General features: G+C 63.7%; 22 protein-coding genes. 14 read left to right on the forward strand and 8 right to left on the reverse strand.

All coding sequences use genetic code 11. The features are described from left to right. The first annotated feature begins 108 nt into the window (after positions 1 to 108). Together VSR82_RS19685 and VSR82_RS19690 are read left to right on the forward strand one after the other, a co-directional pair. Positions 109 to 519 carry a DUF302 domain-containing protein gene (locus tag VSR82_RS19685; RefSeq protein ID WP_429460658.1) on the forward strand — a complete coding sequence of 137 codons (411 nt, stop codon included), beginning with the start codon at positions 109 to 111 and terminating at the stop codon, positions 517 to 519. A 97-nt stretch (positions 520 to 616) separates the two neighbouring features. Further along, the gene (locus VSR82_RS19690; protein WP_368586653.1) at positions 617 to 1,381 is read left to right on the forward strand and encodes a ParA family protein; all 765 of its coding nucleotides are present in this window, start codon (positions 617 to 619) and stop codon (positions 1,379 to 1,381) included. Between the two features lie 12 nt (positions 1,382 to 1,393). Here the strand turns inward: VSR82_RS19690 and VSR82_RS19695 are convergent, their stop codons facing one another. Beyond that, the gene (locus tag VSR82_RS19695; protein WP_410849661.1) at positions 1,394 to 2,158 is read right to left on the reverse strand and encodes a bestrophin-like domain; all 765 of its coding nucleotides are present in this window, start codon (positions 2,156 to 2,158) and stop codon (positions 1,394 to 1,396) included. A 54-nt stretch (positions 2,159 to 2,212) separates the two neighbouring features. Then, positions 2,213 to 2,896, reverse strand: coding sequence for a class I SAM-dependent methyltransferase (locus VSR82_RS19700; RefSeq protein WP_429460660.1), 684 nt, complete (start codon positions 2,894 to 2,896; stop codon positions 2,213 to 2,215). A 90-nt stretch (positions 2,897 to 2,986) separates the two neighbouring features. Here VSR82_RS19700 and VSR82_RS19705 point away from each other — a divergent pair, with 90 nt between their 5' ends. Continuing rightward, a complete protein-coding gene (locus tag VSR82_RS19705) occupies positions 2,987 to 3,247 on the forward strand; it encodes a hypothetical protein (protein ID WP_368586650.1) in 261 nt (86 codons plus the stop codon). 39 nt (positions 3,248 to 3,286) lie between these two features. Here the strand turns inward: VSR82_RS19705 and VSR82_RS19710 are convergent, their stop codons facing one another. The 6 genes from VSR82_RS19710 to VSR82_RS19735 form a co-directional block, all read right to left on the reverse strand. Next, positions 3,287 to 4,438, reverse strand: coding sequence for a Gfo/Idh/MocA family protein (locus tag VSR82_RS19710; protein ID WP_498857999.1), 1,152 nt, complete (start codon positions 4,436 to 4,438; stop codon positions 3,287 to 3,289). Between the two features lie 16 nt (positions 4,439 to 4,454). Continuing rightward, a complete protein-coding gene (locus VSR82_RS19715; RefSeq protein WP_410849659.1) occupies positions 4,455 to 5,504 on the reverse strand; it encodes a sugar phosphate isomerase/epimerase family protein in 1,050 nt (349 codons plus the stop codon). Positions 5,505 to 5,572: 68 nt separating this feature from the next. Then, positions 5,573 to 6,535, reverse strand: coding sequence for a substrate-binding domain-containing protein (locus VSR82_RS19720; RefSeq protein ID WP_368586647.1), 963 nt, complete (start codon positions 6,533 to 6,535; stop codon positions 5,573 to 5,575). Between the two features lie 101 nt (positions 6,536 to 6,636). Continuing rightward, positions 6,637 to 7,650, reverse strand: a complete 1,014-nt coding sequence (locus VSR82_RS19725; RefSeq protein ID WP_368586646.1) for an ABC transporter permease — start codon at positions 7,648 to 7,650, stop codon at positions 6,637 to 6,639. Continuing rightward, on the reverse strand, positions 7,631 to 9,118 hold the full coding sequence (locus tag VSR82_RS19730) for a sugar ABC transporter ATP-binding protein (RefSeq protein ID WP_429460665.1): 1,488 nt from the start codon (positions 9,116 to 9,118) through the stop codon (positions 7,631 to 7,633). Before VSR82_RS19730 ends, VSR82_RS19725 begins: the two co-directional genes overlap by 20 nt. Positions 9,119 to 9,121: 3 nt before the next feature. Continuing rightward, a complete protein-coding gene (locus VSR82_RS19735; RefSeq protein WP_368586644.1) occupies positions 9,122 to 10,210 on the reverse strand; it encodes a LacI family DNA-binding transcriptional regulator in 1,089 nt (362 codons plus the stop codon). 285 nt (positions 10,211 to 10,495) lie between these two features. On the opposite strand from VSR82_RS19735, the gene VSR82_RS19740 reads away from it, so the two are divergent. From VSR82_RS19740 to VSR82_RS19790, 11 genes are all read left to right on the forward strand, one after another. After that, entirely contained in the window at positions 10,496 to 11,149 is a 654-nt protein-coding gene (locus VSR82_RS19740; RefSeq protein ID WP_368586643.1) for a protein-L-isoaspartate O-methyltransferase family protein, read from the forward strand. An 89-nt stretch (positions 11,150 to 11,238) separates the two neighbouring features. Then, complete coding sequence (locus tag VSR82_RS19745; RefSeq protein WP_018431735.1) at positions 11,239 to 11,562, forward strand: rhodanese-like domain-containing protein; 324 nt, start codon at positions 11,239 to 11,241, stop codon at positions 11,560 to 11,562. 420 nt (positions 11,563 to 11,982) lie between these two features. Continuing rightward, a complete protein-coding gene (locus VSR82_RS19750) occupies positions 11,983 to 12,720 on the forward strand; it encodes a LysM peptidoglycan-binding domain-containing protein (protein WP_429460668.1) in 738 nt (245 codons plus the stop codon). 11 nt (positions 12,721 to 12,731) lie between these two features. Further along, positions 12,732 to 13,133, forward strand: a complete 402-nt coding sequence (locus tag VSR82_RS19755) for a hypothetical protein (protein ID WP_368586641.1) — start codon at positions 12,732 to 12,734, stop codon at positions 13,131 to 13,133. A 539-nt stretch (positions 13,134 to 13,672) separates the two neighbouring features. Next, positions 13,673 to 14,971: an urea ABC transporter substrate-binding protein gene (urtA, locus tag VSR82_RS19760; protein WP_368586640.1), complete on the forward strand. Its 1,299-nt coding sequence runs from the start codon at positions 13,673 to 13,675 to the stop codon at positions 14,969 to 14,971. 188 nt (positions 14,972 to 15,159) lie between these two features. Continuing rightward, positions 15,160 to 16,794: an urea ABC transporter permease subunit UrtB gene (urtB, locus tag VSR82_RS19765; protein WP_429460671.1), complete on the forward strand. Its 1,635-nt coding sequence runs from the start codon at positions 15,160 to 15,162 to the stop codon at positions 16,792 to 16,794. 1 nt (position 16,795) lies between these two features. Beyond that, positions 16,796 to 17,986, forward strand: coding sequence for an urea ABC transporter permease subunit UrtC (urtC, locus tag VSR82_RS19770; protein ID WP_429460673.1), 1,191 nt, complete (start codon positions 16,796 to 16,798; stop codon positions 17,984 to 17,986). Between the two features lie 10 nt (positions 17,987 to 17,996). Continuing rightward, entirely contained in the window at positions 17,997 to 18,860 is an 864-nt protein-coding gene (gene urtD / locus VSR82_RS19775) for an urea ABC transporter ATP-binding protein UrtD (protein WP_368585915.1), read from the forward strand. Positions 18,861 to 18,910: 50 nt separating this feature from the next. Continuing rightward, positions 18,911 to 19,603, forward strand: coding sequence for an urea ABC transporter ATP-binding subunit UrtE (urtE, locus tag VSR82_RS19780; protein WP_368585914.1), 693 nt, complete (start codon positions 18,911 to 18,913; stop codon positions 19,601 to 19,603). 150 nt (positions 19,604 to 19,753) lie between these two features. Further along, the gene (locus VSR82_RS19785) at positions 19,754 to 20,113 is read left to right on the forward strand and encodes a hypothetical protein (protein ID WP_368585913.1); all 360 of its coding nucleotides are present in this window, start codon (positions 19,754 to 19,756) and stop codon (positions 20,111 to 20,113) included. A gap of 64 nt (positions 20,114 to 20,177) precedes the next feature. Then, entirely contained in the window at positions 20,178 to 20,375 is a 198-nt protein-coding gene (locus VSR82_RS19790) for a hypothetical protein (RefSeq protein ID WP_368585912.1), read from the forward strand. The last annotated feature ends 9 nt before the right edge of the window (positions 20,376 to 20,384 follow it).

Below are 20,384 nucleotides of genomic sequence, written 5' to 3' on the forward strand. Positions count from 1 at the left end.
CCTTTCGGTAGAACTGCCCGCCCGGCGCCTCCGCACGATCGGCCACACCGCGCCGGCGAACGCCTACACTGCATGGGTTCGCGTCACCGTTGGCGCACGGGAGGCAAGATGGCTACCGCTTCGATCGCAGAGAACGCCAGTACTGGCATCGTCACCGTTCCAAGCGCCCACGCGGGCAGCGCAACGGCCGAGCGTCTGCAAACCCTGATTCTGGAGCGCGGACTGACGGTTTTCGCGTGCATCGATTTCAGCGGCGACGCTGCGCGCGCGGGACTGGCGATGCCGTTCAGCCGGCTCCTGATCTTCGGCAATCCCAAAGCCGGCACACCTTTGATGCAACTCGCGCCGACCGCGGCGCTCGATCTCCCCCTGAAGGTGCTCGTCTGGGAGGACGCGGACGGCCGCGCGTGGCTGTCGTTCAACTCGACGGCCTATCTTCGCGAGCGTCATGGTCTGCCGGACGACGTGATGAAGCCGGTGAGCGGTGTGGCCGCCCTCGTGGATGCGGTCGCGCGGTAAAGCGTCGAACGGTCACGAACAACGCAGCGAAATCAGCGCCGTCACGCGACTCAGGTATGCTGGGCCCTTTGTAACTGCTTCCGTTCAAGGGGAGACCATGCGGCGCGTTGTATTCAATCAGAAAGGTGGCGTAGGCAAATCGACCATTGTCTGCAACCTGGCGGCCATCAGCGCGAGCGAAGGACTGCGCACGCTGGTGATCGACCTCGATGCCCAGGCGAATTCGACCCAGTATCTGCTCGGCCCGCAGGCGAGCGAAGTCCACCCCACTGTCGCAGGCTTCTTCGAAACCGCGCTCGGCTTCAGCTTCAAGCCCGTCGAAGCGACCTCGTACATCCATCCGACGCGCTTCGAGAATCTGGACGTGATGCCCGCCCATCCCGACCTCGACTCGCTGCACGGCAAGCTCGAATCGCGCTACAAGATCTACAAGCTGCGCGACGCGCTGAACGAACTCGACATGTACGACGCGATTTACATCGACACGCCGCCCGCGCTGAACTTCTACACGCGCTCGGCGCTGATTGCCGTCGAGCGTTGTCTGATTCCGTTCGACTGCGACGACTTCTCGCGTCGCGCGCTCTACACGCTGCTCGAAAACGTCAAGGAGATCCAGCAGGATCACAACGACGCGCTGCAGGTGGAAGGCATCGTCATCAACCAGTTCCAGCCGCGCGCGAGCCTGCCGCAGAAGCTCGTCGACGAACTGATCGGCGAAGGCTTGCCGGTGCTGGGGTCGCGCTTGTCATCGTCGGTGAAGATCCGCGAGTCGCATCAGTTGGCGACGCCCGTCATTCATCTCGATCCGGGGCATAAGCTCGCGCAGGAGTATCGGGCGTTGCATCGCGAATTGAGCGAGTAAGCCCGAGCGACGTCATTGCCCCAGCGATCTCAGCAGCCGCGCGAGGTTTTGCGGCTCGATATGAATGATCCCGCCTCGCGGACTGTCGATGTCCGCGATCAGCGTCAGCGACAGCGCAACCGTGACGGGAAGCACGATGATCAGGATGCCTCGTCGAACGCTGCCCCTCGCTCCATAACCTTGCACGACGCACGCAAATAGTCCGATCAGGATCATCAGCGTCCACGCGCCCAGCGGAATCCGGTTCAACAGCGCCGCCTCGGAATAGTCCTGCGAATTGAGGACGTCGTTCATGCCGGTCATCACGACCGCGCCGATCGGCGTCGGCTGGTCCTTCGCGACCTGCGCCGCGAGGCGCCAAAGTACGGCCTGAGACTTCGCTGTGTCTGCCTCGATGCGAGCGATGTCCTGCGCATCTCGGGTTTGAAAATGCGCGAGTCTCAATTGCGCGTAATGCGTCAATTCAGCCTTCATCTGCGCGCCGATGGGCGGCGCGACCACATCGGCCCGGGCGTACTCGGTTCCGATCGCGTTCGCTTCGTTTTCTTCCAGGTTCTTGCGCTGGTCGTAGCGATTGACCGCCATCGACAGATTGAAGCCGATCAGCAGCGCGAGCAACGTCAACGTCGACGTCTCCACGATCGTGAAATCTTCGCGCTCCTCGCTCTTCAGTGCGAAAACGCGTCGCAGCGCCAATGCGCCGAACGTGATCGCGCCGATGAACGCGACCAGCAGTACCACGAACAGCGTGCCAGGACGATCGACGAATGCTTGCATGCCATGCCTCCGTTGCGGACATCTGCGTGAGACGCGGTAACCTGCGGCGGCCGGCTAGCCGGTCGCTCGCGCGCGAAAAATCACCGACGCCGGTTTGCCGGTTCGCGGATGCAACGGCTCTTGCATCTGCTGCAGGGTCAGCCCGCTTGTTGCCAGCAGTTCGACCCACGTTTGCAAGGTCCGAAAGAACCACGGCGGGGCATCGCTGAATGCGTCACCGAAGCCCGCCCACGCACCCGCTCGCCAGCCATTCACGTACGGCAGTTCACCGCATGCGACGAGCGGATGCAGCGTCTGTATGACCAGCGATCCACGGTGTGTGAGCAGCGTCGGCATCGCACGCAGCAGTCCGTCGACCGACTCCTTGCCGAGCAGCGAAAAATTGCAAACGACGACGTCGGCGCGCAGCTCTAGCCCGCCTGCCGCGATCTGTTCATACGACAGCGTTCTCGCGTCAGTCACGCCGGCATCGGTCGCGGCACGCACTAGCTCGGCAATCGCGTCCACCGCCGTCACCCGGATGCCGTGGCGCTGAAGCGCAAGCGCGAGCCAGCCTTCTCCGCAACCCAGGTCGAGGACCGTGGCCGGGTCGCAAGCAAGGACCGCGTCGAGCACGGCCTGATCGGTGACCAGTCGGCGGCTGTCGATCTCACCCGCGCGCACCGCATTCGTCCACGGCGACGCGTTGCGCTGCCAGCTTTCGATGATCTTGTCGTCGCTGAGCGGGTCGAGGTTCATCGCGTGTTTTGATTCGTTGGCGCCAACCGCACACCGTCAGCAAAATTGTTAAAGTAACGCTCTCGACAATCAGCAGCCGCAGTCCCCATCATGCGCACCACCCGAGCCATCCACGCCGTCGAGCGCCTGAAAACGCGCACCGGTAACCCGCGCTTCGCCGCGATCAGCCTGTCCGGCGGCCTGTTCTACCTGGTCGACAAATCGAGCGGGGTCGACAAGAAGGTGTCCGACCCGCTGGCGCTCGACGACTTCGTCAAGTTCGTCGACGCGTACGGCCCGCAGAAACCGCGCAAGGCCAGCAAGCTCGACATCGCATTCGAAGCGCAGATCAAGAAAAGCAAGGGGGGTTGACGCTCCGGCTTCGCCGACCTGGCGCTTCGCTGCAACGCTTTACGCCCCTTCGATCTCCACCCACCGTCCATCCGCCGCACTGCTTCTCAGCACCGCGTCGATAAACCGCAATCCGTCGACGCCATCATCGACCGTCGTCAACAGCAGGCTTTCCGCCGGCGGTGCACGACCTTCGTTCAGTGCATCGATCTGCAACGCCGCATCTTTGTACAACTGCGCGAACGCTTCCAGATAGCCTTCCGGATGCCCGGCCGGCACGCGCGTCGCATGCGCGGCAATCGGACTTTTCACACGGGCGCGGGTCAATCGTTCGGCAGCGCCGCCCAGCGGCGTGAACCACAACGCGTTCGGCTCCTCCTGATCGAACGCAAGGCCCGCCTTGGTGCCATACACCCGCAAGCGCAGCGCGTTCTCCGCGCCGCTCGCCACCTGGCTCGCCCACAACATGCCGCGCGCGCCGTTCGCATAACGCAGCATCGCCTGCACGTGATCGTCGATACGACGCCCCGGCACGAACGTGTGCAGCTCGGCCGACAGCGCGCGCGGCATCATCCCCGTCACGAAGGCGGCCAGCTGATACGCGTGCGTGCCAATATCGCCAAGGCACCCGGCCGGCCCCGCCAACGCCGGATCGGTACGCCAGCCCGCCTGCTTGTTCGCGCCGCCCGTTTCGAGCGGCTCGGCGAGCCAGTCCTGCGCATATTCGACCTGCACGACGCGTATCTCGCCCAGCTCGCCACCTTCGACCAGCTCGCGCGCATGCCGCACCAGCGGGTAGCCCGAATAGGTATGGGTCAGCGCAAAGAGCCGCTTGGTGGACTGCGCGAGCTTCGTGAGCGCTTCGCCTTCGGCGAACGAAACCGCGAGCGGCTTGTCGCAGATCACGTGGATGCCCGCTTCGAGAAACGCCGTCGCGACCGGCGCGTGCAGATGATTCGGCGTGACGATCGCGACCGCGTCGATGCCGTCGTCGCGCGCGGCCTCGGCGCGCGCCATCTCGCGCCAGTCCGCGTAGCTGCGCGCGATGCCCGCTTCGGCGGCGCTCGCCCGCGCACGCTCGGGATCGGACGATAACGCGCCCGCCACCAGTTCGAAACGATCGTCTAGCCGCGCGGCGATCCGATGCACGGCGCCGATGAACGCGCCCTGCCCGCCGCCGACCATGCCCAGCCTGAGCCTTCTTCTCTGCATCGTTTGCGCTCCCATGTCAGATGCCCAGCACGCTCTTCAACTGCGCGGTATCGACACCGCTGCCCGCGAAGTCATCGAATGCATGCTCGGCCACGCGGATGATGTGCCGGCGAATGAACTCCGCGCCTTCGCGCGCGCCGTCGTGCGGATGCTTCAACGCACATTCCCATTCGAGCACGGCCCAGCCCGGAAAATCGAACTGCGCCATCTTCGAGAAGATCGCGCCGAAGTCGATCTGCCCGTCGCCGAGCGAACGAAAGCGCCCCGCGCGTTCGACCCAGCCGCTATACCCGCCGTACACGCCCTGCTTGCCGGTCGGACGGAACTCCGCGTCCTTCACATGAAACGCCTTGATGCGCTCGTGATAGATATCGATGAACGCGAGATAGTCGAGCTGCTGCAGCACGAAATGGCTGGGGTCGTACAAGATGTTCGCGCGCGGATGCTGTTTGACTGCCGCGAGAAAGCGCTCGAACGTAACGCCGTCGTGCAGGTCTTCGCCCGGATGCAGTTCGTAGCAGACGTCGACGCCTGCCGCGTCGAACGCATCGAGAATCGGCGTCCAGCGGCGCGCCAGTTCGTCGAACGCGGTTTCGACGAGGCCGGCCGGCCGCTGCGGCCACGGGTAGATATACGGCCACGCTAGTGCGCCCGAAAACGACACGTGCGTGCTCAGCCCCAAACGGCGCGACGCCTGCGCCGCGAACTTCATCTGTGCGATCGCCCACTCGGTGCGCGCCGCCGGCTTGCCGCGCACGTGCGGTGCGGCGAAGCCGTCGAACAGCGTGTCGTACGCCGGATGCACGGCAACCAGTTGCCCTTGCAGATGCGTCGATAGTTCGGTGATCGCGACGCCCGCGTTGTCGACGGTCTCGCGCAATTCGTCGCAATATGCGTCGCTCACGGCGGCTTTCTCGAGATCGATCAGACGCGGGTCGCACGGCACCTGGATGCCCTTGAAGCCGAGGCCCGCGGCCCATTCGGCGAGATGCGCGAGATTGTCGAACGGCGCGTCGTCGCCCATGAACTGCGCGAGAAAAATCGCCGGCCCTTTGATGGTTTTCATCTTTACGGTTCCTCGAACGTTGCGCGCGGGCCGCACCCGCGCGCGTTAGACGATGCGTGGAGCGCCGCTCAGAACGGCGAGTCGGGGAAATAGAACTGCTGCGCGTTTTCCTTCGTGATCAACACCGACGGGATGATCGTCGTGGCGGGCAGCTTGTCGCCCTTCAGCCGCGCTTCGGCGGTCAGCTTGATCGCGTCATAGATGAATTTCGGCGAGTACGACACGTCGGCCTTGATCATCGGCGCGCCGTCCATCACGTTCTTCACCATGCCCTTCGAGCCCGCGCCGCCGAACACGATCTTGATGTCGTTGCGCTTGGCCTGATCGATCGCCTTCAGCACGCCGACCGCCATGTCGTCGTCGGCGGCCCACACGGCGTCGATGTGCTTGAAGCGCGTCAGGTAGTCCTGCATCACCTTGAACGCGTCGTCGCGATTCCAGTTCGCGTACTTCGCGTCGAGAATCTTGATGTCCGGATAGTTTTTCATCACGCCGGTGAAGGCGGTCCAGCGCTCGTTGTCGAGCGTGGTCGGAATGCCGCGCAGCGCGACGACGTTGCCTTTGCCGTCGAGCGCCTTCGCCAGGTACTCGGCCGGAATCTTGCCGAACGCGGTGTTGTCGCCGGCGACGTACGCATCCTGCGCACTCGTGTTCGTCAGACCGCGATCGACCACCGTCACGTACACGCCTTTGCGCTTCACCTGTTCGACCGGCTGCGTCAGCGTCGCCGATTCGTACGGGAAGATCACGAGCGCATTGATCTTGTTGACGGTCACCAGATCCTGCAACTGGTTCGCCTGCTCGGGCGCGTTGGCCGCCGTTTTCACGATCACTTTCAGATCGGGATGCGCTTTCTCGAGATCCTCCTTCGCCTTGTTCGCCCACCAGACGATGCCGCCGGTGAAGCCGTGATCGGCCGTCGGAATCGCGACGCCCAGCGTGACCTTGTCGTCGGCGCGCGCCGCGCCGCTCGTGCCCAGCATCCCCAACGCCAGCACGCCGGCGCCGATCGCTCGAATGACTTGCTTCATGGTGTGTGTCTCCAATCAAGAGGCGTTCGTTCGCCCCGATTTATCGGACCTGCCGTTGGTTTTACCGCGCCTGCCTTGCTACACCTGCTTGAAACGCCCGCCTACCGCCGCCCACGCTGCACGAACGCGACGAAAATAATCACGACGCCCTGCACCGCCGCGTTCAGATACACACTGATGATGCTGGTCAGGTTCAGGATGTTCGCGATCACCGACAGCAGGATCGCGCCGATCACGGTGCCGATCACGCGTCCCTCGCCGCCCTTGAGCGCCGTGCCGCCGACCACCACCGATGCAATCGCTTCGAGCTCCCACAACAGGCCCGTGGTCGGCGTGGCGGAGCCGAGGCGCGGCACGTAGAGCACGGTGGCCACGCCCACGCAGATCCCGAGCAGCACGTACGTGACGATCTTGACCGTATCGACGCGAATTGCCGCATAACGCGCGACCTGTTCGTTCGAACCGATCGCCTGCACGTGCCGGCCGAACGCGGTGCGATTCAGGATCAGCGCGCCGCCCGCCGCGACCACGAGAAATACCCAGATCGGCACCGGCACACCGAACAGGCTCGCGTAATAGACGGGACCATACAGATTGGAGAGTGAATCATTGAGCGTCAGCGCGCCGCCATCGGCGAGCCATGTCAGCACCGCGCGAAAAATCCCCAGCGTGCCGAGCGTGACGATGAACGGCTCGATGCGCCCTTTGGTGATCAGCAGCCCATGCGCGCAGCCGAACAGCGCGCCGAGCACGAGTGCCGCGACGATGCCGATCGTCACGATCAGCAACGGCGGCAACGCATGACCGGTAGCACCGGCCGCGAGCCCGTTCATCAGCCAGATCATGATGCCGGCGATCAACGCGGCCATCGACCCGACCGACAGATCGATGCCGCCCGAGATGATCACGAAGGTCATGCCGACCGCGATGATGCCGATGAACGACGTGCGCGTGAGCACGTTCATCAGGTTGTCGAGCGTCGCGAAGTCGCGATTGAGCAGCGTGCCGACGATGCACAGCACGATCAGCCCGGCGAGCGGCCCGAGCGTGTAGAGCCGCTGCGCGACGCGCAGCGCGCGCCGTGATTGCACGGCTTCAGTGGGTGCCGGTCGCATGAGCGATCAACTCCTCTTCGGTCAGATGCTCGAGCGTCAGCGTCGCTTGCAGGTGTCCCGCGCGCATTACCGCGACACGATGGCACAAGCCGATCAGCTCGATCAGTTCGGATGAAATGACGATCACCGCGCGGCCCTGCGCGGCGAGACGATGAATCAGGAAGTAAATGTCGCGTTTCGCGCCGACGTCGACGCCGCGTGTCGGCTCGTCGAGCACGATCACGTTCGGGTCGGGCTGCAGGAACTTCGCGAGCGCGAGCTTCTGCTGGTTGCCGCCCGACAGCATGCGCGCGCGGCTCGACAGGTCGCCGGTACGAATGCCGAATTCACCGACGGCCTTCTGCAACGCCGCGCGCCCCGCTTTCAGGTCGAGCAGCGGATGCGCGTAGCGTTCGAGCGTCATCAGCGTGACGTTGTCCTGCAGGCTCATGTTGACGTGCAGGCCTTTGCCTTTGCGGTCCTCGCTCAGATACGTGAGACCGTGGCGCATCGCGTCGCGCGGGTTCTTCAGATCGACTGCCCGGCCGGCGATTTCGATCGTGCCGCCGGTGCGTTTGCGCAAGCCGATGATCGCCTCGAACGCCTCGGTGCGGCCCGCACCGACGAGGCCCGCGAAGCCGAGCACTTCGCCCGCGCGCACGTCGAAGCTCAGATCCTCGACCCAGTCGGGCACCGTCAGGCCGCTCACGCGCAACGCGACCGGCGTGTCGGCAGGCACCGTCTGCTTGTCGGGGAACATGTCGGACACATCGCGCCCGACCATCAGGTTCGCCATCTGCTGACGCGCGAGCCCCGCGGTTTCACCGCGCGCGACGAAGCGGCCGTCGCGCATCACGATCACTTCGTCGGTGATGCGCTCCACTTCATCGAGCTTGTGCGAGATGTAGACGATCGTCACGCCATCGGCCTTCAGCTTCAGCATCAGCGCAAAGAGCCGCTCGGTTTCGGCCGGCGTCAGCGTCGCGGTCGGCTCGTCCATGATCAACAGACGCGCGCGGCGCGACAGCGCCTTCGCGATCTCGACCATCTGCTTTTCCGCGACGATCAGCTCGCGCACTTTGGTGTCCGGCGCGCGCTCGAGCCCGACCTGCGCGAGATAGCGCGCGGCGTCGCTGCGCATCGCGGCATCGTCGACGAACCAGCCGCGGCGCTTCTCGTGGCCGAGGTACATGTTCTGCGCGATCGTCAGATGCTCGGCGAGGTTGAATTCCTGGTGGATCAGCACGATGCCCTGTGCCTCGGCGTCGCGCGAACCGGCGAAGCGCTGCGCGTGACCATCGACCAGCACGCTGCCCGAGGTTGCCGCTTCATAGCCGGCGAGAATTTTCATCAGCGTCGATTTGCCCGCGCCGTTCTCGCCGAGCAGACCGTAGATGCGGCCGGGTGCGAGCTCGAAGCTCACACCGTGCAGTACGCGCACGGGACCGAAGTCCTTGCGGATGTCGTCGAAGCGGATCGCGAGGCTCATGGTTCACGCGCTCCCACGAATCACCAGACGATGCGGCAGCAGCACGCCCGGCACGTTGGCCTGCGGATTCGCGAGGCGTTGCAGCAGCAGACGCGCGGCGGTCTCGCCGAGCTCGCGCATCGGCTGCGCGATCGTCGTGAGCGGCGGATCGATCTGCGCGGCGAGTGAGATGTCGTCGAAGCCGGCCACCGCGACGTCGTCGGGCACGCGCTTGCCGACGCTGCGCAAGCCGTGGATCACGCCGATCGCGAGCGTGTCCGACACCGCGAAGATCGCGCTCGGCGCATCGGACTGCTGCATCAACCCGGCTGCGGCCGACGCGCCCGCCTCGTAATCGAGGCTGTTCAGATTCATGCGCCAGCGCGGATCGGGCGCGATGCCGGCGTCGCTCAACGCGTCGAGGTAGCCCTGCTGACGCTGGCGCGCATACAGATAGTCGACGTCGGAGTTGATCAGGCCGATACGCCGGTGGCCGCGCGCGAGCAGATGGCGCACCGCGTCGCCGGCCGCGCGGTAGTTGTCGATGCCGACGTATGGCACACCCATCTCCGGATCGAACTCGCAGCACGCGACCCACGGCAGCGCCTGCGACGCCTCGCCGAGCGCCTGCTGGATCGTCGCCGGATCGAGGCAGATCGCGCCGTCCGCGCGGCGACGCCGCAGCATGTCGAAGTAGCTGCGCTCGCGGCCCGGGTCCGCGCCGGTGTCGCATAGCAGCATGAAGTAGCCGTGCTGACGCGCGACGCTGTCGATGCCGCGCACGATCTCCGCGTAAAACGGATTGCCGAAGTCCGGCACCATCGTCAGCAGCAGGCGGCTTACGGCCGTGCGCAGATTGCGTGCGAGTTCGTTGACGCGGTAGCCGCTCGCGTCGATCGCGGCGAGCACCTTGTCGCGCGTGGCGGGCCGCACATTGCCGTGGCCGTTCAGCACGCGCGACACCGTCGCCACCGACACGCCCGCCTGCTCGGCCACGCCGGCGATCGACGACCCGTCCTCCGTACGCGGCGAGCGCCTCTGCGGCGGACGTAGCGGTTGACTGCTCGCGCCGGACAGCGTGGCCGGCGACGATCGGGACGGCGTTCGGGACACACGACCTCGCAGCGAAATGTAATCGATTACATTTTGTAGCTATCGCGATGCGAATCGCAAGCTCGGATCGCTAGGGATTAACACGGGGGCGGCCCGGCCGGCACTTGCCCGCGAGCGTCCGGCGCGAGTCCGCCATTTGGTACAATCCCGCAGTTCCCCTGACGCGGCTTGCAAAGCGAACGCCTTTCGGAGGCCTCCGCCGCCGGCAATCCGCCGGGGCCGGGTCAGGAAAAAAGTCAGCGGCAATCGTCGCCCGCTCGCCAAACCAAAACCGCCGAATCCACCATGAACATCGAGCAAGCGCGTTTCAACATGATCGAACAGCAGATCCGCCCCTGGGAAGTGCTCGACCAGGACGTGCTGAATCTGCTGTCGATCGTCAAACGTGAGAAATTCGTCCCCGCCGCTTACCGTGATCTCGCTTTCGCCGACTTCGAAGTGCCGCTGCCGGCCGGCCAGCACATGCTGGCGCCGCGCGTCGAGGCGCGCGTGCTGCAGGAGCTGGCGGTGAAGAAGCACGAAAGCGTGCTCGAAATCGGCGCGGGTTCGGGCTACATGGCGGCGCTGCTCGCGCATCGCGCGCAACACGTGTTGACCGTCGACATCGAGCCGGAACTGGCCGAGCTCGCGAAGAGCAACCTGATCGCCAACGGCGTGCTGAACGTCGAAGTCGCGACCGGCGACGCTTCGCGCGGCTGGAGCGGCGCGGCGCCGTACGACGTGATCTGCGTGTCGGGCGGTCTGCCGGTGCTGCCGCAGGAAATCCTCGAACAGCTGAAAGTCGGCGGCCGTCTCGCGGCATTCGTCGGCAGCGCGCCGGTGATGAAGGCGCAGATCATTACGCGCATCGACGAGAAGCAATACCGCATCTCCGACGTGTTCGAAACCTATGTCGAGCCGCTCGCCAATGCAGTGCAGCCGGCGCGGTTCAGGTTCTAAGCGGCGGTTTTCGCTGCGTTTCGAGTTGTATTGTTGATCCGGACGGGCGGCGAGCAAGCCCACCGTCCCACGAACTGGATGTCCCGCTGATGCAAAACCTGACCGCTCCCGCACTCGCCGAATGGCTCGCCGATACCTCGCGTCCCGCACCCGTGCTGCTCGACGTGCGCGAGCCGTGGGAACTGCAAACCGCGTCAATGGCCGGCGTCGTGTCGATTCCGATGCGCGAGATTCCCGCGCGCAGCGAAGAACTCGATGACGATGCGCAGATCGTCTGCATTTGCCATCACGGCGCGCGCAGTGCGCAAGTCGCGATGTTCCTCGAATCGCGCGGACACACCAATGTGTTCAATCTGCAGGGTGGGATCGACGCGTGGTCGCGTCAGGTCGATCCGTCGGTTCCGACTTATTGAGGTTTGCGCGAAGGTAGTGCGATGATGCGGCGCAAGGGCTGATGGTCCTTGCGCCGTTTTTCTTTTGTGCTGCGCCAGGATGGGTGCAAAGACCCCGCAAGCCATGGTTTTGGCTTGCGGGGTCTTTGTTTTTGCTGACGCGTTATTCAGCCCATCGGATGAGCAAGGACTAACGGTCCGTCGAGGAACTCCTGGCCGTGCCACGACTGGTGTGCACTTAGGAAAGTCGAGGAAATTTGGGCCATCGCCCATGTACATACAACCTGTCGCGAGGTGATTATCTGATCGCTGCCGATCCGAGAAGCGACTTTGCATAGATCTTCGACATACCGAAGTCCCTGTCCGTATTTGAGTCGTTTATTGGACACTATTGCTTCGGATTCCGGCGCTATGTTGAGTTCAACCCTAGGCAGGAGTCGTATGGCTGTTCAAGCACCACCGAAGACTGGCTATGAAAAATGGCAAGAGGGCATCAGCAGCGCTGTGGGCAATGCCAAATGGGACCTCTACGATTGCGCAATCCAGATGACCGTGAACCAGTACAACCGTCATCTGTCGGGGACTGCCGGGTACAGGCCATTGGATTGGCGGCTCATCAAGGCGATGATTTGGGTGGAGACCGGTGCGGAAAGCAAAAAATGGGAATCGAATCCGATTCAAATAGGCAATCCCGGCGATCCAGGACTGCGAGCGCTATCAGCTGGCAATGAAGGAGGTGATTTGATTATTCCCCCAACGTGGAAAAATCGACTCACCCTTGGTAATGCGATAACGAATCCCCCTCACAATATCGCCGCTGGTATTGGCTACTTGCTGATGCGAACGGCGAACTATGCGATCAAAAACGTCCCAGACGCAGACGCCACAATCTACGAAGTCAGGGCACTGGCAGGGGATAGCATCGCCAAGATTACCAAGACAAATGGAAGCACTATTGAAGTGATACAGAAACTGAATCCCTCCTCTCATTTATTGAGAGCGGGTCAAGTACTGAAATATCAGAAAGCTTCGCTAAGGAAAGTCATTGTTAGCTGGAAAATCATTACGACATCAAGCATCGCGAAACACTATAACTCTGGCGATTCACTCTATGCCAAGAAGCTGGATTATGCGCTGAGCCTGATCCACAAGGGGGAGTCTGCATTTTGTGCTCAGTGAAGATTACGGCGATGTGCATCATTCTCTACAGCATATCAAGCATAGCGATTGGCGCCGAAGTCGGTTTTAAAGGGAATTTCGAGGGAACAGGTCGTGCGTGTTCCGGTGCGCTCTATGTGCGAGCCAACACAATTGAATGGAATTCAACATATAGCGTCTGTAAGCCGACACGCTACGAAATCACGGAAAAGAATTTCAGCGATGAGCAAAGACGCATTGTCTTTCACTTGAAAAATCCAAGTCGCCAGTGTCGATTCAGGATTGTGGAAGTTGAGCACGCAAGTGGGCACAACTGGAATGTGAGTGGTTACCAGTCCCCGGAAGGATTTCAAAAAAGGGATTTGCCAGACTGGAATAATTCCCCGCTACCCGAACGGCAAGTTTTGTCGTGTTTAATGGTAGGACCAGACTAAGCTCATTGCGTGGTGTAGTACATCGCTTTCGCGCTCGCGAGCAGCCGCGGCGTGCTCTCTAACTGACGGTTCGCGGTGAAGGGCATTCAGAAAGCGGACTTATCGGGCGGGCTGGCGACGGCGCGTTCGATCATGTCCGGTCTCCCTGATCGGCAGTCAGTATCACTGGTGTTCCGGTGTGGGCAGCGCCCACGCCATGCACAAAAGCGCGGCGTCCCCAAGGCGCCCATGCACCGCCGATGCCCCACCTGCGCCAGCGACGCTTCACTGGCGTCGAAGCACGCTTCGTCGCGGCGCGACGCGCACCCGAACGAGGCGCGGCGCGCGCGACTGCACCAGTTTCGCGCCGCGCCATCGATGGACCGACTCGCCACCTCCGCTCCGATAACCGCGCCACCACAGGCATCGCACACGCATCGCGTCGAATGCATCACATGGCATGTGCCTTGCAGTAGACGAGCGGCAAGCCGTGCGAGCTCAGCCTGCTGGCTGAAATCGACGCTCATAAACAGTGACCATCAATGACAAGGGGAAAGCACATGAAACGTCGCAGTCTGTTGAAGTTCGGCTCCATGTCCGGCGCGCTCGCGCTCGCGGGCCGCGTGCCGTTCGCGCACGCGCAGTCCGATAGCGGTCCGATCAAGGTGGGCATCCTGCATTCGCTGTCCGGCACGATGGCGATCTCCGAGACGTCGCTGAAAGACACCGCGTTGATGACGATCGCCGACATCAACAAGAACGGCGGTGTGATGGGCCGTCAAATCCAGCCGGTGGTCGTCGACCCGGCGTCGAACTGGCCGCTGTTCGCCGAGAAGGCGCGCCAGCTTCTGACGCAGGACAAATGCGCGGTCGTGTTCGGCTGCTGGACCTCGGTGTCGCGCAAGTCGGTGCTGCCGGTGTTCGAGGAACTGAACGGCCTGCTGTTCTATCCGGTGCAGTACGAAGGCGAAGAAATGTCGCGCAACGTGTTCTATACGGGCGCAGCTCCTAACCAGCAGGCGATTCCCGCGACCGAATACCTGATGAGCGCCGAAGGCGGCGGCGCGAAGCGCTTCTTCCTGCTCGGCACCGACTATGTGTATCCGCGCACGACCAACAAGATCCTGCGCGCGTTCCTCAAATCGAAGGGCGTGCAGGAAACCGACATCCAGGAGGTCTATACGCCGTTCGGTCACAGCGACTATCAGACCATCGTCGCCAACATCAAGAGCTTCTCGCAAGGCGGCAAGACCGCGGTGATCTCGACCGTGAACGGCGATTCGAACGTGCCGTTCTACAAGGAACTCGGCAACCAGGGGCTGAAGGCGTCGGATGTGCCGGTCGTCGCGTTCTCGGTCGGCGAAGAGGAACTGCGTGGCATCGATACGAAGCCGCTCGTCGGCAATCTCGCGGCATGGAACTACTTCATGTCGGTGCGCAATCCGTCCAACGAGAAGTTCAAGAAACAATGGGCCACGTGGGTCAAGGACAACAACCTGCCGGGCGGCACGAAGCGCGTGACCAACGACCCGATGGAGGCGACCTTCGTCGGCATCCATATGTGGAAGCAGGCGGTCGAGAAAGCAAAGAGCACTGAGGTCGACAAGGTGCGCGTCGCGATGGTCGGGCAGACCTTCGCGGCACCGTCGGGCTTCACGCTGGAGATGGACGGCAACCACCATCTGCACAAGCCGGTGATGATCGGCGAGGTACGCGCAGATGGCCAGTTCAACGTCGTGTGGCGCACCAAGGGGCCAATCCGCGCGCAACCGTGGAGCCCGTTCATCGCCGGCAATGCGGGCAAGCCGGATGTGGTCAGCTCGATTCCGGCGTTCCTGCGGCGCTCGCGCGTTGCGTGACGTGCCGGCGTGAGCCGCGTCGCGGCACGCGGCGAACCGCCCGTGCCGCGCCGCAACAGCCGCCTGCCGCGACGTGCGGCCTGCGTACCGGCACGCGCGGCGCTCGCGCGGCGGCGTCCCGCTGAAGCGGCAGCGGCACCCTCGCGCGCTGAGCGGCTCACCGATTCAACCCAGTGCAAAAGGCCATCATGGCGTTTTCATTTCCGACTTCCGTACGACGACGCGGCGCGGCGCTCCTGCTGCCGCTCGCGGTTCTTCTCGCCGCCGCGCCGGGCGCCGCATTCGCGCTGACCCAGGCCGACGTCGCGCCGCTCGCCGGCGACGACTTCGAGGCAAAGTCCGCCGCGATCGACAAACTGATCGCCACGCATGACACCGCATCGCGCGCGGTGCTGAAGGCCCTCGCCGACGACAGCGCGCTCGCCACCGACTCAGGCGCGGTACTGCTGCAGGACGGCGACGCCACCCGCGATGCCGTCACCGGCCAGCCGGTCGCAGCGAGCGACGCGCAACCCGTCACGCTGAACAACCTGCTGCGCTCGAAAGTGGCGGGCGCGCTGTCGGGTCTGCAACTCGCGTCGCCCGACCAGGCGACACGCGCAGCCGCCATCGATGCGCTGCTAAAAAACCCCGATCCATCGATCAAACCGCTCGTCGACGCGGCGCGCGCGAAAGAAACCGATCCCGCGCTGAAGAAGCGTCTCGACACGCTGTGGGCGATGAGCGCATTGCACGACCCGGACCCTTCGAAGCGTCTCGAAGCAGTGCAACTGGTCGCCGCGCGTCACGATCTCGATATGAACGAGTTGCTGCGCCCGCTAGTCGCGAAGAAAGCCGACGGCACATTTGCCGAAACCGACGAACGCGTGCGCGCGGCCGCGCAAAGCGGCATCGATGAGCTCGATGCGATCCAGCGCCGCAGCCAGATCGCGGGCACGCTGTTCGCGGGGCTGTCGCTCGGCAGCGTGCTGCTGCTCGCCGCGCTCGGCCTCGCAATCACGTATGGCCTGATCGGCGTGATCAACATGGCGCACGGCGAATTCCTGATGATCGGCGCGTACGCGACCTACGTCGTGCAAAACCTCGTTCAGCGCTTTGCACCCAACGCGTTCGACTGGTATCCGCTCGTCGCGATACCGGCCTCCTTCGTCGCGGCCGCGCTGGCCGGCATCGTGCTCGAGCGGCTCGTGCTGAAGCACCTGTATGGCCGCCCGCTCGAAACGCTGCTGACCACCTTCGGCGTGAGCCTGATCCTGATTCAGGCGACCCGCATGCTGTTCGGCGCGCAGAACGTCCAGGTCGTCAATCCGTCGTGGATGAGCGGCGGCGTGACCGTGCTGCCGAACCTGATCCTGCCGTACAACCGGCTCGCGATTCTCGCGTTCTCGCTGATCGTCGTCGCGATCGCGTGGGCCGTGCTCACGCGCACGCGCCTGGGTCTGTTCGTGCGCGCGGTCACGCAGAACCGCCGCATGGCCGCGTGCGTCGGCGTGAAAACCGCGCGTGTCGATTCGTATGCGTTCGCATTCGGCGCGGGCATCGCGGGGCTCGGCGGCTGCGCGCTGTCGCAGATCGGCAATGTCGGGCCCGATCTAGGCCAGAGCTACATCATCGATTCGTTCATGGCGGTCGTGCTCGGCGGTGTCGGCCAGCTTGCGGGCACCGTGCTCGGCGGCTTCGGCCTCGGGCTCGTCAGCAAGGCGATCGAACCGTTCTGGGGCGCGGTGCTCGCGAAGATCGCGGTGCTCGTGCTGATCGTGCTGTTCATCCAGAAGCGTCCGCAGGGCATGTTCGCCTTGAAGGGCCGTAGCGCGGAGGCATGAGATGACATCGGCTACTTCGTCGTCGAACCCTTCTTCCGCCGCGTCGTCGCGCGCGGGTGCAGGCGCCGCGCGCGAGTTCAACACCGGCTTTGCGCTCGGTCTGCCACCGCGGCCCGCGTTGCTGTCGCGTCGCGCGTGGCTCGCGCTGATCGCGTTGATCATCGCGTTCGGCCTCGGCGTGCCGTTCGCCGCGCTGGTGATTCCGCAGACGAGCGCCTTGCATCTGTCCGCGTATGCGATGACGCTGACCGGCAAGTTCATGTGCTATGCGATCGCCGCGCTCGCGCTCGATCTGGTGTGGGGCTACTGCGGCATCCTGAGTCTGGGCCACGCGTTGTTCTTCGCGCTCGGCGGCTATGCGATCGGTATGTACCTGATGCGCGCGATCGGTCACGACGGCAAGTACGGCAGCGATCTGCCCGACTTCATGGTGTTTCTCGACTGGCACCAGTTGCCGTGGTACTGGCAAGGCACGCAGCATCTCGGCTATGCGCTGCTGCTGGTCGTGCTGGTGCCGGCCGTGGTCGCGTGGGTATTCGGCTTCTTCACGTTCCGTTCGCGCGTGAAGGGCGTGTATCTGTCGATCATCACGCAGGCGATGACCTTCGCCGCGATGCTGCTGTTCTATCGCAACGAAACGGGCTTTGGCGGCAATAACGGCTTTACCGACTTCAAGCGCATCGGCGGTTTTCCGATCACGCATCAGGGCACACGCGCCGCGTTGCTGCTGATCACCTTCGCGGTGCTGATCGCCGCGTTCCTCGGCGCGCGCGCGATCGTCACGTCGAAGCTCGGCCGCGTGGTGACCGCGGTGCGCGACGGCGAAACGCGGCTGATGTTTCTCGGCTACAGCCCGCTCGCGTACAAGCTGTTCGTGTGGACCGTGTCGGCGGTGCTTTGCGGCATCGCGGGCGCGTTGTACGTGCCGCAGGTCGGCATCATCAATCCGGGCGAGATGTCGCCGGGCAACTCGATCGAAATGGCGATCTGGGTCGCGGTCGGCGGACGCGGCACGCTGATCGGGCCGATCATCGGCGCGTTCGCGGTCAACGGCGCAAAGAGCTTCTTCACGGCGAACTTCCCCGAATACTGGCTGTTCTTTCTCGGCCTGATCTTCGTGCTGGTGCCGCTGCTGCTGCCGAACGGCATCATGGGTCTCGCCGATCTGCTGACGCGCAAAAGAAACCGCTGAGGAACCGCTGATGAACGAAAACCCGATGGTTCCCGATCTGGATTTGCCCGAAGCACCGGCGGAACGCTCGCTGAGCGGCGTCGCGAGCATGGGGCACACGGTCGTGCCCGGCGAGATCGACGTATCGCATGGCACGATCCTGTACCTCGAAGACGTGACGGTCAGCTTCGACGGCTTTCGCGCACTCAACGCGTTGTCGCTCGCGATCGACGCGGGCGAACTGCGCTGCATCATCGGCCCGAATGGCGCGGGCAAGACGACGATGATGGACGTGATCACGGGCAAGACCGCGCCCGATCAAGGCAAGGTGTTTCTCGGCCAGTCGATCGATCTGACGCGGATGAACGAACCGGCGATCGCGCGCGCCGGCATCGGCCGCAAGTTCCAGAAGCCGACCGTGTTCGAGCAGCATCCGGTGTGGGAAAACCTCGAACTCGCGATGAAAACCGACAAAGGCTGGTGGGCGTCGCTGCGCGCACGGCTCGATCGAGACGCGCAGGCGCGCATCGAGCAAACGCTCGCGCTGATCGGACTGGAAAGCGAAGCGCGCAGGCTCGCCGGAGAGCTATCGCACGGCCAGAAGCAGCGCCTCGAAATCGGCATGCTGCTCATGCAACGCCCTGCGCTGCTGCTGCTCGACGAACCCGCGGCCGGCATGACCGACGACGAGACGATGCAACTCGCCGAATTGCTCAACCACCTGCGCGGCACCTGCTCGATGATGGTCGTCGAGCACGACATGGAGTTCGTCGCGGCGCTCGCGGGCGATACGGGCAAGGTGACGGTCATGGCCGAAGGACGCGTGCTCGCGCACGGCACGCTCGACGAAGTGAAGCGCGATGAGACCGTGATCGAGTCTTATCTCGGCCGCTGATCGAAGCTCAAGGCGGTACCGCATCGTCAACCCGACAGGATGACTGAAACATGCTCGAAGTAGACCGACTGAACCAGTACTACGGCGGCAGCCATATTCTGCGCGACGTGAAACTCACGGTGCCCGACGGCAAGCTCACGGTGCTGCTCGGGCGCAATGGCGTCGGCAAGACCACGCTGCTGCGTTGCCTGATGGGCGTCGTGCCCGCGAAAAGCGGCGCGATCGCGTGGCGCGGCGAACCGCTGATGAAACTGCCCACGCATGCGCGCGTCGCCCAGGGGCTCGCCTACGTGCCGCAGGGCCGCGATATTTTTCCGCGCTTGACCGTCGAGGAAAACCTGCTGGTGGGCGCCGCCAGCAGAAAGGCGCCGAAGAAAATCCCCGAGCGCATCTACGAGCTGTTCCCGGTGCTGAAGGACATGCGCAACCGCCGCGGCGGCGATCTGTCCGGCGGTCAGCAGCAACAGCTCGCGATCGGCCGCGCGCTGATGAGCGAGCCGCAACTGCTGATCCTCGACGAGCCGACCGAGGGCATCCAGCCGTCGATCATTCAGGACATCGGCCGCACGCTGCGGCAGCTCGTCGAGGACATGGGCATGACGGTGCTGCTCGTCGAGCAGTACTACGACTTCGCCAAAGCGATCGCCGATCGTTACTGGGTGATGAGTCGCGGCGAAATCATCGCGGGCGGCGAAGGGGCGAACATGGATGCCGATGGAGTGCGGGGGTTGATTGCCGTGTAAGCGTTTTTTCAATCTGCGACAGCAGTTAGAAAGCTTGCGGCCCGCGCCGTCGGCCCCGTCTAACGCGACTGAAGCTCACCGCTCAAGTTATCCGCCGCGCAACCGTTACACAGGCTAGGCAGCGCCGCAACGGTTCGACAGGTGGACACCATGGACGACAACAAGCAGGTCAGACGCGAGTTTTACAGAAACCCAGCCTCCTATTGCCGGGTGATGAACGTGGTGTCGGCGGTCACCTTTGGTTTATTCGAGGTGGACAGCGGCGGTACGGTCGGCATGCTGTCGGTGCGCTGGGAGAAGCTCGGCAACGAACTCGCGCCCCAGCTGCACGCGTACTACGACAGCTGGCACGTGCTCGCGTCGTTCCAGGACGTCCTCGCGAGAATGGCTGAGACGACCGGTCCGTCGTGTTCGCCGGAAGCTTTCTGTCAGCTCCTGCTCGACTGCGGATTCATCAATCGCGCGGAACGCGGCGTGGACGATCACGCCGCGCCGAGCCGCGTGCGCTAGACGCTGCCGCTGTAAAACCCGGGTTAGCAACACAACATCGTTAGAGAAGAGAAGGGAGAAAAGCATGTCCGTGACGGTTAACGTCGAGTATCAGTACTGCCGACATGGCAAGAAAGCAATCGAGACAGGCAGCGACTCGTTGACCGTCCAGGAAAACACCCCGCGCGCTATCGTCGCGTTGCTCCGGCTGCTGCATCCGCAGTGGGAGGGCATCAAGGTGCTGTCGGTGACCGAGGCCTCGCCTGAAGACACTGCGTCGTAGTCGCTAGCG

This window comes from Burkholderia sp. JPY481, from assembly GCF_038900515.1.
Classification (GTDB): Bacteria; Pseudomonadota; Gammaproteobacteria; order Burkholderiales; family Burkholderiaceae; genus Paraburkholderia; species Paraburkholderia youngii.

Coding starts and splice junctions, on each gene's coding strand:
- VSR82_RS19685 (WP_429460658.1), top strand. CDS start 109: ATGGCTACCGCTTCGATCGCAGAGAACGCCAGTACTGGCATCGTCACC.
- VSR82_RS19690 (WP_368586653.1), top strand. CDS start 617: ATGCGGCGCGTTGTATTCAATCAGAAAGGTGGCGTAGGCAAATCGACC.
- VSR82_RS19695 (WP_410849661.1), bottom strand. CDS start 2,158: ATGCAAGCATTCGTCGATCGTCCTGGCACGCTGTTCGTGGTACTGCTG.
- VSR82_RS19700 (WP_429460660.1), bottom strand. CDS start 2,896: ATGAACCTCGACCCGCTCAGCGACGACAAGATCATCGAAAGCTGGCAG.
- VSR82_RS19705 (WP_368586650.1), top strand. CDS start 2,987: ATGCGCACCACCCGAGCCATCCACGCCGTCGAGCGCCTGAAAACGCGC.
- VSR82_RS19710 (WP_498857999.1), bottom strand. CDS start 4,438: ATGCAGAGAAGAAGGCTCAGGCTGGGCATGGTCGGCGGCGGGCAGGGC.
- VSR82_RS19715 (WP_410849659.1), bottom strand. CDS start 5,504: ATGAAAACCATCAAAGGGCCGGCGATTTTTCTCGCGCAGTTCATGGGC.
- VSR82_RS19720 (WP_368586647.1), bottom strand. CDS start 6,535: ATGAAGCAAGTCATTCGAGCGATCGGCGCCGGCGTGCTGGCGTTGGGG.
- VSR82_RS19725 (WP_368586646.1), bottom strand. CDS start 7,650: ATGCGACCGGCACCCACTGAAGCCGTGCAATCACGGCGCGCGCTGCGC.
- VSR82_RS19730 (WP_429460665.1), bottom strand. CDS start 9,118: ATGAGCCTCGCGATCCGCTTCGACGACATCCGCAAGGACTTCGGTCCC.
- VSR82_RS19740 (WP_368586643.1), top strand. CDS start 10,496: ATGAACATCGAGCAAGCGCGTTTCAACATGATCGAACAGCAGATCCGC.
- VSR82_RS19745 (WP_018431735.1), top strand. CDS start 11,239: ATGCAAAACCTGACCGCTCCCGCACTCGCCGAATGGCTCGCCGATACC.
- VSR82_RS19750 (WP_429460668.1), top strand. CDS start 11,983: ATGGCTGTTCAAGCACCACCGAAGACTGGCTATGAAAAATGGCAAGAG.
- VSR82_RS19755 (WP_368586641.1), top strand. CDS start 12,732: ATGTGCATCATTCTCTACAGCATATCAAGCATAGCGATTGGCGCCGAA.
- urtA (WP_368586640.1), top strand. CDS start 13,673: ATGAAACGTCGCAGTCTGTTGAAGTTCGGCTCCATGTCCGGCGCGCTC.
- urtB (WP_429460671.1), top strand. CDS start 15,160: ATGGCGTTTTCATTTCCGACTTCCGTACGACGACGCGGCGCGGCGCTC.
- urtC (WP_429460673.1), top strand. CDS start 16,796: ATGACATCGGCTACTTCGTCGTCGAACCCTTCTTCCGCCGCGTCGTCG.
- urtD (WP_368585915.1), top strand. CDS start 17,997: ATGAACGAAAACCCGATGGTTCCCGATCTGGATTTGCCCGAAGCACCG.
- urtE (WP_368585914.1), top strand. CDS start 18,911: ATGCTCGAAGTAGACCGACTGAACCAGTACTACGGCGGCAGCCATATT.
- VSR82_RS19785 (WP_368585913.1), top strand. CDS start 19,754: ATGGACGACAACAAGCAGGTCAGACGCGAGTTTTACAGAAACCCAGCC.
- VSR82_RS19790 (WP_368585912.1), top strand. CDS start 20,178: ATGTCCGTGACGGTTAACGTCGAGTATCAGTACTGCCGACATGGCAAG.